Consider the following 15728-nt stretch of genomic DNA (forward strand, 5'->3'; position numbering starts at 1 on the left):
ATTAAAGCAGTCCGGCCTGAGTCATCAGCTCCACGGCTTTTTTGCTGTCGAGTTTCGAGGCATCGACGGTTGGCGCGTCGAGCTGCTGCAAAGGCACCAGTTTTGGATTGGATTGAGCGTTCTTGCCCACGGCGTATTCAAACGATTTGCCGTCCTTGAGGATGGCCTGGCCGTCCTTGCCGGTAATCCACTTCAGGAACGCCTGGGCTTGTTCCTTGTGTTTGCTGGACGCCAGAACGCCGCCACCGGAAATGCTGACGAACGCACCCGGGTCCTTGTGCTTGAAGTAGTGCAGGGCGGTGTTCTTGCTATTTTCGCCAGTCTTGGACTGATCGACGAAGCTGTAATAGTGATAGATCACGCCACTGTCGATCTGCCCGGCGTTCACCGCCTTGAGCACCGAACTGTTACCGCGGTAGGCGGTGAAGTTGGTTTTCATGGCTTTGAGCCAGTCAAGTGTCGCGGCTTCGCCTTTCTGTTCGAGGATGGCGGCGACGATCGCCTGGAAGTCGGCACCGCCCGGCGATGCGCCCCAGCGACCTTTCCAGCTCGGATCGGCCAGGTCCATGATCGATTTAGGCAGTTGCGCTTCAGGCAGTTTGCTCGGGTTGTAGACGAACACCGTGGCGCGTGCGGCGATGCCCACCCATTTGCCGTGGGCCGGACGGTAGGCGGAGTCGACTTGCTCCAGGGTGGTGTTGTCGACCGGCGCAAACAGCCCCGCGTTGTCGACCAGCACCATGGCCGGAGAGTTTTCGGTCAGGAACACATCGGCCGGCGAGGCGGCGCCTTCCTGCACGATCTGGTTGCCCATTTCGGTGTCATCACCGTTGCGCAAGGTGACCGGAATTCCGGTTTCCTGAGTGAAACCTTCAACCCAGGCCTTGGTCAGGCCTTCGTGTTGTGCGTTGTAGACCACAATGCCGACGCCATCGGCTGCATACACGTGGCCGGCGCTTACCAACGCGGTGGCCAGCAGGGCTTTTTTCAGGAAAGACGGGATACGGGACATCATGCTGTTGCAGCTCCTGGTTTTTTAATCGAGCAAGCAGATTCGACAAGAGTGACGTCGATTATTGTAGATCAATAGGAATCATTTGCATGTTTGCGGCGCGGCAAATGTAAAGGGCCAAATGAGAAAAAAACGTCAAATCATTGGGCCGACGGACAACCTTTTTGCGAGCCGTTCGCTGCCTGGCTGATCACCGCGGCCAGACGCTTGACGTTGTTCTGCTGGGCCGCCACCAGTTCATCGATGGACGGCCCTGACGGTGTCTGCAAGGTGCTGCGGCAGCTCATCAATGAGGTTTCATCGCCATTGGCGCCGCGCAGGCGCCATTTCACATCGATCAGCCCGTACTGACCGGGAATCGAATCGAAACGCTGAACCTCCAGGCGCACCGATATTCTGCGTTGCGGATTGTTGTTGATCATCTGGTCGAGCAGGGCGCTACGCAGTTCATCCACGAAGCTGGCACCCCACCACTGGGTTTCGAGAATCGCCATGCCCGTATTGCCTTCGCGCACCACAATCTGCGGCCGATCGACCTGAGGTGGCACGGTGAGACCTTCGATCTGGATATCCGTCGTGGTCCTGGTATTACCGGGCAATTGCGCCGGGGTCAGGGTGTGAAACTGGATCGGATCGCTGCGGCAAGCGGCGAGCAATGACAGCGCGGCGACCAAGGTCAACTTCAACGGAAAAGCCATGGGTATTACTCCTGTAGTCATTTGCTTGGTGGCCCTTGCAGATCCATAGGGGCGGCATTTTCGGGGCGGCCGCGAATCAGCGACTCCGGATGACGACCCAGGTAATCCGCGAGATCACGCAAGGACCGCGATGTGCGTCCAAGCTCGTCCAGGGTTTGCCCCAGTTGCTCGCGTTGCGGCGAATCTTCGGCGAGGGTCGAATTGGCTGATTTCAGCGTGGTGTCGGCTGACTGCAAGGTCTTGCTCACGTTCGACAGGGTGTTCTGCACGCCTGGCAACGTCTTGCTGTTGAATTGACTCAGGGTTTTGCGCATTTCCGCGAGGTTGCCGTCAAGGTTGCCGGCAATACGCTCCACCGGCAGCTTGTTGATCTTGTCGACCATGGCTTCGAGTTTTTCCTGCAACTGTTCCAGGCTACCCGGAACGGTCGGGATCATGACCGGGCGAGCGCTGGCATCGAAGGCGACTTTTTCGGCCTTGGGGAAGAAATCCAGCGCGACGTAGAGTTGGCCGGTCAACAGATTGCCGGTTCGGGCCTGGGCACGTAGACCGTTCTCGATGAACGTGCCGATCACGCGCACGCCACCGGCTTCATCATTGGGATCATGATTGAGCGCTGCGAGCATTTTTATGTGGGCCTGACCCAGACGTTGCGGATAGATCACGATGCCGACGTTGAGCGGGAAGCTGCGCTTTTTCGCATCAAAATCCAGGTTGATCGACACCACTTTGCCGATTTCCACCCCGAGGAATTCCACCGGGGCATCGATCTTGAGCCCGCGCAGGGCCTGATCAAAGCGTAACGCCAGGTATTGCGGCTTGCCGTTGGGTGGGGCGAGCGCGGTTTGCTGGTCGTCGAACAGTTCGTAGGCGTATTCCTCGGAGGCCGGCTTGTCGTCGGGGCTGTACTCCGGCGCGCGGAAGGCAATGCCGCCCACCAGGATCGAGGACAAGGATTCGGTCTTGACCGCAAAGCCATTGGCGCCGACGTTCACGTCAACGCCGCTGGCGTTCCAGAACCGGGTGTTCTCGGTGACGTACTGATCGTTGGGCGCATGGATGAACAGCTCGATGTTCACACCTTTACCGTCCGGGTCCAGGGCGTAAGCCACCACCTGGCCGACCGGAATCTTGCGGAAGTACACGGGAGATCCGATATCCAGCGATCCCAGGTCCTGGGTGTGCAGGGTGAAGCGCTTGCCCGGCTCGCCGTAGGTGATCGGTGGCGGGTTTTCCAGGCCTTTGAAGTTCTTCGCGCGACCGTTTGCCTGGCCGATATCGGCGCCGATGTAATCCCCGGACAGCAAGGTATCGATCCCCGACACGCCGCCGGCGCCGATACGTGGCCTTACCACCCAGAACTGTGAGTCTTCGCGGGTGAAGCTCTCGGCCTGTTTCGCCAGCTTGATGGTGGCGTTGACGCTTTTCTGGTCGTTGCTCAACTCGACGTCGGTGACGTGGCCGATCACCACGTTGCGGTATTTGACCTCGGTCTTGTTCGCCGTCAGGCCGTCACCGGTCTTGAAGGTGATGACGATGGTCGGCCCTTCTTGCAGGATGCTGTGCACCACCAGCGAAATACCCACCAGCACCGCGACGATGGGCACGATCCACACCAGCGAAATGCTGAAGCGCCGGGTCTTGATGGGCGCCTGCCCTGGGGCTTGTGGCGGGTTAGTGGTTTGCGACTGCATCCTTGACCTCCTGATTTTGCGGAACTTCCCGATCGTTATCCCAAATCAACCGCGGGTCGAAACTCATCGCCGAGAGCATGGTAAACACCACCACCAGTCCAAAGAAAAGAATCCCCGGGCGCGGCTCAATGTCGGCCAGGGCTTGAAATTTCACCAGCGAAGCTACCAGGGCGACGACGATCACATCGAGCATCGACCAGTAACCGATCACCTCGACAAAACGATAGAGCTTCGAACGCTCTTTGCGCGCCCATTCGCTGTCGCGTTGCACGGTGACCAACAGCAACGTGATCGCCACGAACTTGATGCCTGGCACCGCGATACTGGCGATGAAAATGATCAGGGCGATGTCCCAGGCGCCGGCCTCCCAGAATTCCAGCACGCCACTCATGATCGTGCTGTCGGCGCCGTCGCCGACCATTTTGGTGTTCATCACCGGCAACAGATTGGCCGGTATGTAGAACACCAGGGCGGCAATCATGAAGGCCCAGGTGCGGGTCAACGAGTTGGTTTTGCGTCGATGCAGCGGCGCGCCGCAGCGCTCGCATTCGTGCGGCTGGTGGGTGACGTCGCAGGCCAGGCCACAGGTGTGGCACAGGCATAGATTGAGCTCGTCGGCTACCGGTGGCGTAGTCATTGGATGTCCCATAGGTCGCGGATATCGCGGCCGGCAATACGGATCATCATCAGGCTGAGTGCAGCCAGGGCGAACAAACCGATGCCGGGCAACACGTCAAGCAAGCCGGCCAGTTTGATCACTGCCACCATGGCCCCTAACAGACAGACTTCGAGCATGCTCCAGGGTCGGAGGGTTTCCAGCCAGCGCATGCAGAATGTGAACCCGGGCGAGCGTTTGTTGGAGAGCGCGAAGCTCAAGACCCAGATCAGCAGCGTCAACTGGATAATCGGCGCGATGATCATGGCGATCGCGGCCACCATCGCGATGAACGTGATCGGCCCCAGACTCAGTGCCAGCACAGAGTCCCAGAGCGTCGCGCTGTTTTTCAGGCCTTTGAGGCTGATGCTCATGACCGGATAGAAATTGGCGAAGATCCACAGCATCAAAGCGGTGAAGGTCAACGCAAGGCGTTGCTCTACCGTGAGGCCGTTATAGCGCTGAAGCACGCCGCCACAGCGCGTGCACAGGGTTTTTTGATGTTTGGCGAGCGCCACTTTCTCGTACACGCAGTCGCAGTGCTCGCAGATGATCAATTGATCAGTAGTTGCCATAGATCAAGCTCAACAGAAGGCAGGAAATTCAGAGCACCCCCTCAATATAGAAGTGACTCGCAAATGAGCAAATCGAAAGTCGTTGCCGGCCATTGCCCGATCGTGGCTGTAAATGAAATGCGACTACACTCGATCGAGCACATGTGGCAGGCGAGCATGTCGATCAAACATGCGACTCTTTGCAGCAGGGGAGTACGACGTTTTCATGGACAATCCTTCCAGACCCAAGAGCACGCTCAACCCGCCGGTGTTCTATACCAGTGCGGTACTCATTCTGTTACTGGTGCTCTATGCCGTCGTTTTCCAGGTTGAGGCACAGTCCCAGTTCGACAGCATCCAGCAATGGATCAATACCAATGCAAGCTGGTTTTATATCCTGGCCGTCGCGCTGGTCCTGATCAGTGTGGTGTTTCTCGCTGTGAGCCGTTACGGCGACATCAAGCTGGGTCCGGACCACAGTGAGCCGGACTATCGCAACAGCAGCTGGTTTGCCATGTTGTTTTCCGCCGGCATGGGGATTGGTTTGATGTTCTTCGGGGTCGCCGAGCCGGTCATGCACTTCACCAGCCCTCCGGTAGGTGAGGGCGGTACAGTGGCCGCTGCACGCGAGGCGATGAAGATCACGTTTTTTCACTGGGGCCTGCATGCTTGGGCGATCTACGCCATGGTGGCGTTGATCCTGGCCTATTTCAGTTTCCGCAACGGTCTGCCACTGACCTTGCGTTCAGCGTTGTACCCGCTGATTGGCGAGCGAATCTACGGCCCGATCGGTCATGCGGTGGATGTGTTTGCGATCCTCGGCACGGTGTTCGGTGTTGCGACTTCACTGGGGTATGGCGTGCTGCAGATCAACAGTGGTTTCCATCACTTGTTCGGTTTGCCGGTGAACCCCACCGTCCAGGTCATGCTGATCACGGCGACTTGCGCCTTGGCAACCCTGTCGGTCGCGACCGGCCTGGACAAGGGGATCCGCATACTGTCGGAGATCAATCTGGGTCTGGCCGTGGTGTTGTTGATCTTCGTGTTGCTACTGGGGCCTACGGTCTTCCTGTTACAGGCTTACGTGCAAAACACCGGCGCGTACCTGTCCGACATCGTCAACAAGACCTTCAACCTGTACGCCTACGAGCCCACTGACTGGATTGGTGGCTGGACGCTGCTGTATTGGGGTTGGTGGCTGTCCTGGTCACCGTTCGTGGGATTGTTCATCGCGCGCATTTCCCGCGGAAGAACGATTCGGGAATTTGTCTGCGGCGTGCTTTTCGTGCCGGCCGGCTTCACGTTGTTATGGATGACGATTTTTGGTGATACCGCGATCCACATGATTCTCAACGAAGGTGCGAAGGATCTGGCGACGATTATTGGTCAGGACAGCTCGCTGGCATTGTTCGCATTCCTCGAGCACTTTCCGTTTTCCGGCGTGGTGTCGATGGTGGCCGTGCTGATGGTGGTGGTGTTCTTCGTCACCTCCGCGGATTCCGGCGCGCTGGTGGTGGACATGCTGGCGTCGTCCGGGCACGACCATTCGCCGTTGTGGCAGCGTATTTTCTGGTCGGTGAGCATCGGCGTGGTGGCGATTGCGCTGCTGCTCGCCAATGGCCTGAAGGCACTGCAGACCGCGACGATCGCCAGTGCGCTGCCGTTTTCGATCATTTTGCTGGCATCCATCTGGGGGCTGTTCAAGGCGTTGGCACTGGATGCGACTCGCCGCGACCTGCGTGGTCAGGCGCTACCGGGTCCGCGTCATGCGCCAAACCCCCATGGCGGCTGGCAACGACGGTTACGCAATATTGCCATGATGCCCAGGCGTGCTCATGTCCGGCGGTTTATTGAAGAGGTGGTCAAGCCTGGTTTTGAAGAAGTGGCTGTCGAGTTGCGCAAGCAGGGCTACGAGGTGACGGTCAACGAGGGCAATGACGGCGGCGTGACGCTGGAAGTGGACCATGCCGGGGAGGGACGCTTCCTCTACGAGGTCCGCCCGCGCGCCTTTAACACCCCGAGTTTTGTGGTCAGTGACGGCGACGAAGGCACCGATGCCCGCAAGTATTTCCGCGCTGAAGTGTACTTGCGCGAAGGCGGCCAGGATTACGACGTCATGGGGTGGAGTCGTGAGGACGTCATTGGCGATGTCCTCGATCAGTACGAGCGTCACTTGCATTATCTGCATGTGGTGCGTTGACGCCGGTGGCGCGGGATGAACTCCCGCGCCACCCACGCATAGGGCGTGAGGTTTAACCGAGCACTTCACGCATCCGGTACCACAACATGCCAAGGGCCAGCAGTGGCGAACGCAGGGCGCGGCCGCCGGGGAAGGTCATGTGCGGCACGGCGCTGAACACGTCGAAACCTTTGCTGTGGCCCGCATGGATCGCCTCGCCCAGCAACCTGGCGCACCAGTGGGTCACGTTCAGGCCATGACCGGAATACCCCTGGGCGTAGAACACGTTCGGGTGCTGGCTCAGGCGCCCGACCTGCGGAAATCGATTGGCGGTGATGCCGATCTTGCCGCCCCATTGGTAGTCAATGCGCACGTTCGCCAGTTGTGGGAAAACCTTGAGCATTTGCGGGCGCATGTACGCGGTGATGTCCCGTGGATCGCGTCCGGAATAATGGCAGGCACCGCCAAACAACAGGCGTCGGTCCGCCGAGAGCCGGTAGTAATCCAGGCCGACTTTCTGGTCGCACAGCGCCATATTGTGGGGGATCAACTCGGCGGCAAGCGCCGGCGACAACGGTTCGCTGGCAATGATGTAGCTGCCGGCCGGCAGCACCTTGCCGCTGAGTTTCGGTTCAAGTTCTTCCAGGTGCGCATTACAGCCAAGCACCAGGCTGCCGGCGCGAACTGTGCCGCCGGCACATCGCACCTGCACCGTGCTGCCATGGATCAACTCCAGCACCGGGCTCTGTTCGAAGATCTTTACGCCAAGGGATTGCGCAAGCTTCGCTTCGCCCAGGACCAGGTTCAACGGATGCAAATGGCCCGAACCCATGTCGATCAGGCCACCGGCATACACACCTGAGTTCACCACTTGCTGACGAATCTGCTCAGGTTCGACCAGCCGGGTTTCGTGGGCGTAACCGGATTCCTTGAGCTCTGCGTATTCAGCTTTCAACCCGGCGAACTGCGCCGGGGTGTTGGCCAACTCGCAAAAGCCCCAGCGCAGGTCGCATTCGATCGCGTTTTCGCGGATGCGATTGCCCACCACTTGCACCGACTCCGTTCCAGCGTGCTCCAGATAGCGCACGCCTTCGACACCGATGTGTTTGGCAAAACCGCTGACGTCGTGACCGATCCCGCGTATCAATTGCCCGCCGTTGCGCCCACTGGCGCCCCAGCCAATTCGCCGCGCCTCCAGCAGGATCACCGAGAGCCCGCGCTGGGCCAGTTCGATGGCGGTATTGACTCCGGTAAAACCGCCGCCGATCACGCAGACATCGGCCACGAGGTCTTCGGCCAGCGTCGGCCAGGGCCCGATGCCATGGGCCGACGCCGCGTAGTAAGAGTGGGTATGTTCCTGGGTGTACTGGTTCATTTGTTGGACTTCACTTTGCTCCACGAACGGGTCATCAGTCGCATGATCGACTGCGGCGGCGTGGTCGAGATGTAGAGCTTGTCGAGGACTTCCTGGGACGGGTAAACCTCGGGGTTGTTGACCAGTTCAGCGTCCATGTACTGCTTGGCGGCCGGGTTCGGGTTGGCGTAGCCGACCGAGGCGCTGACCTTGGCGATCACCTGCGGGTCGAGCAGGTTATTGATGAAGGCGTGGGCTTCTTTCGGGTTGCTGGCATCGGCGGGAATGGCCAGCAGGTCAAACCACAGGTTGGCGCCTTCCTTGGGAATGGCATAGGCGATGTTCACACCGTTGCCGGCTTCCTTGGCGCGGTTGGCGGCCTGGAACACGTCACCCGAGTAACCGAAGGCGACGCAGATATCGCCGTTCGCCAAGTCGGAGACGTACTTGGAAGAATGGAAATAGGTGATGTACGGACGGATGCTCAGCAGCTTGGCTTCGGCTTTCTTGAAGTCCTCAGGGTTCTCGCTGCGCGGATCCATGCCCATGTAGTTGAGGACCGCCGGGAACACTTCATCCGCCGAATCCATCATCGACACGCCGCAGGCGCTGAGTTTCTTGATGTTTTCCGGCTCGAACAGCACCGCCCAGGAGTCGATCTTATCGATGCCCAGCACTGCCTTGACCTTTTCGACGTTGTAACCGATGCCGTTGGTGCCCCACAGGTACGGCACCGAGTGCTCGTTACCCGGATCGTTTTTTTCCAGCAGCGTCAGCAGTTTCGGGTCGAGATTCTTGAAATTCGGTAGTTGTTCGCGGTCCAGTTTGAGGAACGCGCCAGCCTTTACCTGACGGGCGAGGAAGTGGTTGGACGGCACCACCACGTCATACCCGGTGCGCCCGGCGAGCAGTTTGCCTTCCAGGGTTTCGTTGGAATCGAACACGTCGTAGATCACCTTGATCCCGGTCTTGGCCTGGAAGTCGGCGAGGGTGGTTTCGCCGATGTAGTCGGTCCAGTTATAGACGCTGACCTGCGGCTGGGCCTGGGCAACGGCGCTGAACAAGGTTGCCAGGGCGAGCGGGACCACGGATTTCAATAGACGCATATCGATACCTTCTTGGAATTATTGGGGTCTATGGGTATTCACCACTCCCTGTGGGAGCTGGCTTGCCCGCGATGGCGGCCTGTCAGTCAACAACGATGTTGAATGCGCCGCCCTCATCGCGGGCAAGCCCGCTCCCACAGGGGATGAGTGATCCCTTGGGGGAGCGAGGGGGTTAGACGCTGAGCATCAGGAACTCACGCTCCCACGAACTGATCACGCGCTTGAAGTTCTCGTGCTCGGCGCGTTTGACCGCGACATAGCCCCGTACGAACTTGCTGCCCAGGTAGCGGCTGACGGTGTCGCACTCTTCCATCTGGGTCAGGGCGTCTTCGATGGTGATCGGCAGGCGCAGGTTCCGACGTTCATAGGCGCGGCCTTGTACAGCGGCGCTCGGTTCGATGCGCTCGACCATGCCCAGGTAACCGCACAACAGACTGGCGGCGATGGCCAGGTACGGGTTGGCGTCGGCGCCCGGCAAGCGGTTTTCCACGCGCATGGCGTCCGGGCTGGAGGTCGGTACGCGCAGGCCGACGGTGCGGTTTTCTTCGCCCCATTCGACGTTCACCGGTGCCGAGGTGTCCGGCAGGAAGCGGCGGAACGAGTTGACGTTGGGCGCGAACATCGGCAGCACTTTTGGGATGTACTTCTGCAAACCGCCGATGTGGTGCAGGAACAGTTCGCTCATGTTGCCGTTGGCATCGGCGAAGATCGGCTGGCCAGTGGCGATGTCCACCACGCTTTGGTGAATGTGCATGGCGCTGCCCGGCTCGTCGCCGACCGGTTTGGCCATGAACGTCGCCGCCACGTTGTGCTTGAGCGCGGCTTCACGCATGGTGCGTTTGAACACGGTGATCTGGTCGGCCAGGTCCAGCGCGTTACCGTGACGGAAGTTGATTTCCATCTGCGCCGGGCCGTCTTCGTGGATCAGCGTGTCGAGGTCCAGGCCCTGCAATTCGCACCAGTCATAGACGTCTTCGAACAGCGGATCGAATTCGTTCGCCGCGTCGATGGAAAACGACTGACGACCGCTTTCGGCACGGCCCGAACGGCCCATCGGTGCCTTGAGCGGCAAATCCGGGTCTTCGCAGCGCTGGGTCAGGTAGAACTCCATTTCCGGCGCAACGATCGGGCGCCAGCCTTTTTCGGTGTACAGCTGCAGGACTTTCTTCAGCACGTTGCGCGGCGACAGTTCGATCGGGTTGCCGAACTTGTCGAAGGTGTCGTGGATCACGATGGCGGTCGGCTCGATGGCCCAAGGCACCACGTAGACCGCATCGGCGTCCGGCTTGCAGACCATGTCGATATCGGCGGGGTCGAGCAGGTCGTAGTAAATGTCGTCGTCGACAAAGTCCCCGGTTACCGTTTGCAACAACACACTTTCCGGCAGGCGCATGCCTCGCTCATGCAGGAACTTGTTGGTGGGTGCGATTTTGCCGCGTGCAATGCCGGTCAGATCGCTGACGACGCACTCGACTTCGGTAATCTTGTGATCTTTCAGCCAAGTGAACAGCTGATCGAAAGGGACATTCATAAAGACCTCGTTATTGGTTTTATTAACGCCAGGAGAGGCCAGTTTCATCCGCCGGACACTTCCCCTGTAGCGCGTTGACGTCTATCTTGGGCGAGCGTTACGGTTCCATCTATCCACTTTAAGCAGCACAAAGCGCACCAAAAGAGTGCGCAAGGTCACCCATGACACACTGCAATTCACTACAGGTTCAAGCATTCAGTACCGCCGATGTCGCCGAGCAAATCCGCGCCACGCCGGGCTGGACCCAGCATTACCAACAGATGTCGCCGGGGCATTTCGCCGGTCTGGTGCGCTATCTGGATTTACAGGGCGTGGAGATCTACGAGGAGCACATGAACACCCGGGTCGAGCAGAATTTCAGCGCGCCCCAGGGTGCGCTGGCGTTCTGTTTCGATCGCAGCGACAACGCGCTGTACGTGCTGAATGGCGAGAGCCGCAACATCTGGATCACCCCGGAGAACTATCAGGAAATCGCCGTGGTGTTCGGGCCGGAATTTGTCCAGCGCAATAGCCTGGACGTGGCCCGGCTGGAAGGGTTGTTCATGGCGCCGCTCAATTCGCAGCAGAACGCGCTGTTTTGCCGTTGGCTCAGCGGCACGCTGACGCGCCTCTCGCAAACCTTCGATCCGCCGACCCGGGAAGTCCTGACCCAGCAATTGCTCGATGACTGCCTGTTCATTCTCGACAACGCCTGTGTCTGTCTCGATCAAGGCGCGTTGCACCGCCGGGCCGGGGAACGGGCGATCATGAAACGGGTAGGGGAATGGGCGGCGGATACCCCGGAAGAACACCTCAATTTGCTGGAATTGTCCCAGGTTGCCGGGGTTTCACTGCGTCAGTTGCAGCATGCGTTCAAGGCCTACACCGGCATGGCGCCGACCCAATGGCTGCGCCTGCGCCGACTCAACAGCGCCCGCCGCGAATTGCTCATCCGTACACCGACACAAACCACCGTGGCCGAAGTCGCGATGCACTGGTCGTTCTGGCATTTGGGGCGGTTTTCCAGCAGTTATCGGGCGCTGTTCAAAGAGTTGCCGAGCGACACCTTGAAGCGTGCGGGCAACACCGCACTGGCTGGTCGGCGGCGTTAGAACGTCGGCGGCGTGATCACCCAGATCACCACCGCATCGACATCGCCGGGGTTGCCGTAGCGGTGCGGCTCCTGGCTGGAGAAACTGAAGCTGTCGCCTTCGCTGAGCTGAAAATGACGCTCGCCCACCCACAACTCGAAACTGCCGGACAGCAGGTAACCGGCTTCTTCGCCTTCGTGGCTGTAGCTTTGCTGGCTGTAGGTGCCGGGCGGAAAACGCGAGTGGAGCATTTCCAGTTGTTGATTGGGTTGCGGCGTCAGTAACTGGTCGACGATGCCGTCTTCGTAATGCACGCTCAAGCGGCTGTTCTTGCGCACCACGACGCCGTCATCTTCAGGCGCGGTGTTGGCTTCGCTGGCGAAAAACCACTGGATGGTCACGCCGAGGCTGCGGGCGATGTTGAACAGAGCGGGAATCGACGGGTAGGCGAGGTTGCGCTCCAGTTGGCTGATGTAGCCGGCGGTCAATTCGCTCTGTTGCGCCAGTTCCGCCAGGGTCATGCCCCGGCGTTTGCGCAGGCCGCGAATCCGCGTGCCGAGGAAGTGCGGTTCGGCGGCGCCAGTTGCGGGCTGTGATTTGCTGTGGGTGCTCATGGAAAATTCCGAACCGGAAAGAGGGTCACGCCCATGTAGGCGCGTTGACCTGAAAGCCCCGGAGTATAAACAGCCTCAGAGCGCCCACGCGACTTTCAAACCTTCATAAATTGCTTCTTCAGCCGTACGCGGCGCCAGGCAGTCGCCGATGCGGCGGAATTCCACCAGGCCTTGTAGCTCGGCGCCCAGCGTATCCACCGGCTGATGCCCCTGACAGAGCACCAACGTATCGATGTTTTCCATCAACATCGGCTCACCGCTGGCGGTGTGTTGCAGGTACACGGTGTTGTCGTCGCAACCGTAAAGGCGTGCGTATGGCGTGATGGGAATCCCGAGTTTGTGCAACTCGCCGGCCAGTTGATCGCGAACGTACAGCGGCAGGTTTTCCCCGCAATGGGTGCCGTTGACCGCCAATTGCACCTGATGCCCGGCGCGGGTCAGGCGTTCGGCGATGCCCGGGCCGATCCAGTCGCAGCGCCAGTCGACCACCACCACGGAACGGCCGACCTGCACCTCGTCACGCAAGACCTGCCAGGCGTCCACCACCTGCAATTCTCCACCGCGTTCGAACGTCGGCCAGTACGGTTCGGCGCCGGTGGCGATGATCACCATGTCCGGTGTTTCCTGCTCCACCAAGGCACGGTCGACGCGGGTGTTACGCACCACGCGCACACCGGCCAATTCCATCTCCCGTTGCAAGTTAGTGCTGGCGCCGCCGAACTCGCTGCGCCGTGGCAGCAATTGCGCGAGCAACACCTGACCACCGAGTTGCGAACTGGCTTCGTACAGCGTCACCTCATGCCCGCGCTGCGCGGCGACGGCGGCTGCTTTCATCCCGCCGGGGCCTCCGCCGGCAATCATGATGCGTTTGCGTGTTTTCGCCGGTTGCCGATCACCGAACATCAGCTCACGACCGGTTTCCGGGTGCTGGATGCAGGAAATCGGCAAGCCCTTGTGGAAGTGGCCGATGCACGCCTGATTGCAGGCAATGCAGGCGCGCACGTCTTCGGCCCGGCCGGTGTCGGTCTTGTTGGGCATTTGCGGGTCGCAGATCAGCGCGCGAGTCATGCCGCACACATCGGCTTGCCCACGGGCCAGAATCAGTTCAGCTTCCTGGGGCTGGTTGATGCGCCCGGTGACGAACAATGGAATGTCCAGGCTCGCCTTGAACGTCCCGGCTTCCTTGGCCAGGTAAGCCGCCTCGATCGCCATCGGCGGCACGATGTGCACTGCGCCCCCCAATGAAGCCGACGTGCCGGCGACGATGTGCACGTAATCCAACTGCGCCTGCAGCGATTGCACGGCGGCCAGGGATTCGTCTTCGGTCAGGCCTTCGGGATCTCGCTCATCAGCGGAAATTCGCAGGCCGATGATGAACTGCTCGTCGGTTGCCGCACGCACGGCGGCAATGACTTCGCGCAGGAAACGCAACCGCTGTTCCAGTTCACCGTTGTAGCCATCGGTGCGGCGGTTGACCCGTGGGTTGATGAATTGCGCCGGCAAATAACCGTGACTGGCGACCACTTCGACGCCGTCGATGCCAGCCTGATGCAAGCGTCGTGCGGCAGCGGCATAACCGGCGACAATCTCATCGATCATCGCCTGATCCAACGCCCGTGGCATCACCCTGAACCGCTCGTTGGGCACATTCGATGCCGAATAAGCCACGGCCAGCAGGCCATCGCTGGACTCCATGATTTCCCGCCCCGGATGGAACACCTGCGACAGCACCACGGTGCCATGGGCATGGCAGGTTTGCGCCAGTTTGCGGTAACCCTCGATGCATTCATCGTCGGTGGCCATCAGCACATGTGAGGTGTACCGCGCGCTGTCATGCACCCCGGCTACTTGCAGCACGATCAGCCCGACACCGCCTTCGGCACGCGCCCGGTGGTAGGCGATCAGTTGCGCGTTGACCAGGTTGTCAGTGGGCATCGACGTGTCGTGACCGCTGGACATAATGCGGTTTTTCAGGCGCTTGCCACGGATCTGCAAGGGTTCGAACAGGTGCGCAAAAGCTGGGGTCGTGGTCGGCATGGTGCGGGCACTCCAGGCAGGCTGAAGCCGAAAGGTCGGGTTTTCGGCGTTGTTATTATTTCACTATAGAAATTTACCCGTAGTAAAAAATCAACATATTTCTTTACTATTAATTGCAGTCATTCGTTTTGAGCTCGCACCTAGGGCGCACAACTGCCGCAATGGGTGCTGGACGTGTTGAAGCGTCCAGACTTACTGTCTGCGCAGCCGAAGAGCCTGGAGGGCCCGAACGATGAACAAAATCGCCACTGCGCTGACCGCCTCCGAGCGCAGCGCCACCGAACAGCGCCTGCGTGAAGAATTGGCGGCCTGTTATCGCTTGATTGCGCATTTCCGCATGACCGACCTGATCTTCACCCACATCTCGGTGCGCATTCCGGGGCCGGAACATCACTTTTTGATCAACCCCTACGGGTTGATGTTCGATGAGATCACCGCGTCGAATCTGGTGAAAATCGACCTCGATGGCCATGCCGTCGAAGCTTCACCTTACCCGGTGAACCCGGCCGGTTTCGTGATTCACAGCGCCATTCACGGTGCCCGCGACGACGCGCAATGTGTGCTGCACACCCACACCAGGTCCGGTTGCGCCGTGGCGGCGTTGAAGTGCGGGTTGTTGCCGGTGAACCAGATTTCCATGGAGTTTTACGGCCGGGTCGCTTACCACGACTACGAAGGCGTGGCACTGGACATGAGCGAGCAGCAGCGGCTGGTGGCGGATTTGGGCGACAAGCCGGTGTTGATGCTCCGCAACCATGGCTTGTTGACCGTCGGCGATACCGTGAGCCAGGCGTTTTTGCGTATGTATTACCTGGAAAAGGCCTGTGAAATTCAGTTGGCTGCGCAGGCTGCGGGGGAGATCGTTCTGCCACCGGCTGAGGTGTGCGCGCACACCGAACGGCAGTTCAATGATCCGGGTCGACCGCTGGATGAGGGTGAGTTGGCTGATCCGGATGCAATGCAACTGGCGTGGGCGGCGTTGTTGCGGTTGTTGGATCGGGTGGCTCCGGGGTATCGGGATTGATCTGAATTTTCGGCTGTTTGTGCCGACCTCATCGCGAGCAGGCTCGCTCCCACAGGAGGAAGCATTCCAAATGTGTGCGAGCCTGCTCGCGATGGCGGCCTGTCAGGCACCACAGTCTCTCTGGCTGCAACTGACTGGAGATTTTTCCTGCTCTTGCTGTACATTCGTTCAGCTCGCAGACAAAACCCGAGCCCCACGAT

The 15728-nt window shown here is 59.7% G+C and carries 12 protein-coding genes and 1 pseudogene; 3 read left to right on the forward strand and 10 right to left on the reverse strand.

The window, feature by feature from the left end; translation table 11 throughout:
* Position 1: 1 nt before the first annotated feature.
* From ACNYC6_RS29525 to ACNYC6_RS29545, 5 genes are all read right to left on the reverse strand, one after another.
* Positions 2-1015, reverse strand: a complete 1014-nt coding sequence (locus tag ACNYC6_RS29525; protein WP_419710392.1) for an iron ABC transporter substrate-binding protein — start codon at positions 1013-1015, stop codon at positions 2-4.
* Between the two features lie 137 nt (positions 1016-1152).
* Positions 1153-1710: a PqiC family protein gene (locus ACNYC6_RS29530; RefSeq protein WP_419710393.1), complete on the reverse strand. Its 558-nt coding sequence runs from the start codon at positions 1708-1710 to the stop codon at positions 1153-1155.
* Positions 1711-1727: 17 nt separating this feature from the next.
* Positions 1728-3404, reverse strand: a complete 1677-nt coding sequence (locus tag ACNYC6_RS29535; RefSeq protein WP_419710394.1) for an intermembrane transport protein PqiB — start codon at positions 3402-3404, stop codon at positions 1728-1730.
* A complete protein-coding gene (locus ACNYC6_RS29540; protein WP_419710395.1) occupies positions 3385-4041 on the reverse strand; it encodes a paraquat-inducible protein A in 657 nt (218 codons plus the stop codon). Before ACNYC6_RS29540 ends, ACNYC6_RS29535 begins: the two co-directional genes overlap by 20 nt.
* Complete coding sequence (locus ACNYC6_RS29545; protein ID WP_419710396.1) at positions 4038-4634, reverse strand: paraquat-inducible protein A; 597 nt, start codon at positions 4632-4634, stop codon at positions 4038-4040. The genes ACNYC6_RS29540 and ACNYC6_RS29545 overlap by 4 nt, the downstream gene beginning before the upstream one ends.
* A gap of 205 nt (positions 4635-4839) precedes the next feature.
* Here ACNYC6_RS29545 and ACNYC6_RS29550 point away from each other — a divergent pair, with 205 nt between their 5' ends.
* Complete coding sequence (locus tag ACNYC6_RS29550; RefSeq protein WP_419710397.1) at positions 4840-6813, forward strand: BCCT family transporter; 1974 nt, start codon at positions 4840-4842, stop codon at positions 6811-6813.
* 52 nt (positions 6814-6865) lie between these two features.
* On the opposite strand, the pseudogene ACNYC6_RS29555 reads toward ACNYC6_RS29550, so the two are convergent.
* The 3 genes and pseudogenes from ACNYC6_RS29555 to ACNYC6_RS29565 all read right to left on the reverse strand — a co-directional run.
* Positions 6866-8233 (reverse strand): annotated as a pseudogene (locus ACNYC6_RS29555) (NAD(P)/FAD-dependent oxidoreductase); the annotation flags it as partial.
* Positions 8164-9252, reverse strand: a complete 1089-nt coding sequence (locus ACNYC6_RS29560) for a polyamine ABC transporter substrate-binding protein (protein ID WP_419710398.1) — start codon at positions 9250-9252, stop codon at positions 8164-8166. The pseudogene ACNYC6_RS29555 and the gene ACNYC6_RS29560, both read right to left, overlap by 70 nt.
* A 172-nt stretch (positions 9253-9424) precedes the next feature.
* The gene (locus ACNYC6_RS29565) at positions 9425-10783 is read right to left on the reverse strand and encodes a glutamine synthetase family protein (protein WP_419710399.1); all 1359 of its coding nucleotides are present in this window, start codon (positions 10781-10783) and stop codon (positions 9425-9427) included.
* Between the two features lie 161 nt (positions 10784-10944).
* Here ACNYC6_RS29565 and ACNYC6_RS29570 point away from each other — a divergent pair, with 161 nt between their 5' ends.
* Entirely contained in the window at positions 10945-11874 is a 930-nt protein-coding gene (locus tag ACNYC6_RS29570) for a helix-turn-helix domain-containing protein (RefSeq protein WP_419710400.1), read from the forward strand.
* Here ACNYC6_RS29570 and ACNYC6_RS29575 read toward each other — a convergent pair.
* Both ACNYC6_RS29575 and ACNYC6_RS29580 read right to left on the reverse strand, forming a co-directional pair.
* Entirely contained in the window at positions 11871-12467 is a 597-nt protein-coding gene (locus ACNYC6_RS29575; protein ID WP_419710401.1) for a cupin domain-containing protein, read from the reverse strand. The two genes, ACNYC6_RS29570 and ACNYC6_RS29575, sit on opposite strands and share 4 nt — an antisense overlap.
* A 75-nt stretch (positions 12468-12542) precedes the next feature.
* Positions 12543-14504, reverse strand: a complete 1962-nt coding sequence (locus ACNYC6_RS29580; protein WP_419710402.1) for an FAD-dependent oxidoreductase — start codon at positions 14502-14504, stop codon at positions 12543-12545.
* A 232-nt stretch (positions 14505-14736) separates the two neighbouring features.
* On the opposite strand from ACNYC6_RS29580, the gene ACNYC6_RS29585 reads away from it, so the two are divergent.
* Positions 14737-15528, forward strand: a complete 792-nt coding sequence (locus ACNYC6_RS29585; protein WP_419710403.1) for a class II aldolase/adducin family protein — start codon at positions 14737-14739, stop codon at positions 15526-15528.
* Positions 15529-15728 lie beyond the last annotated feature (200 nt).

The organism is Pseudomonas sp. NFX224 (assembly GCF_048565165.1).
GTDB lineage: Bacteria > Pseudomonadota > Gammaproteobacteria > Pseudomonadales > Pseudomonadaceae > Aquipseudomonas.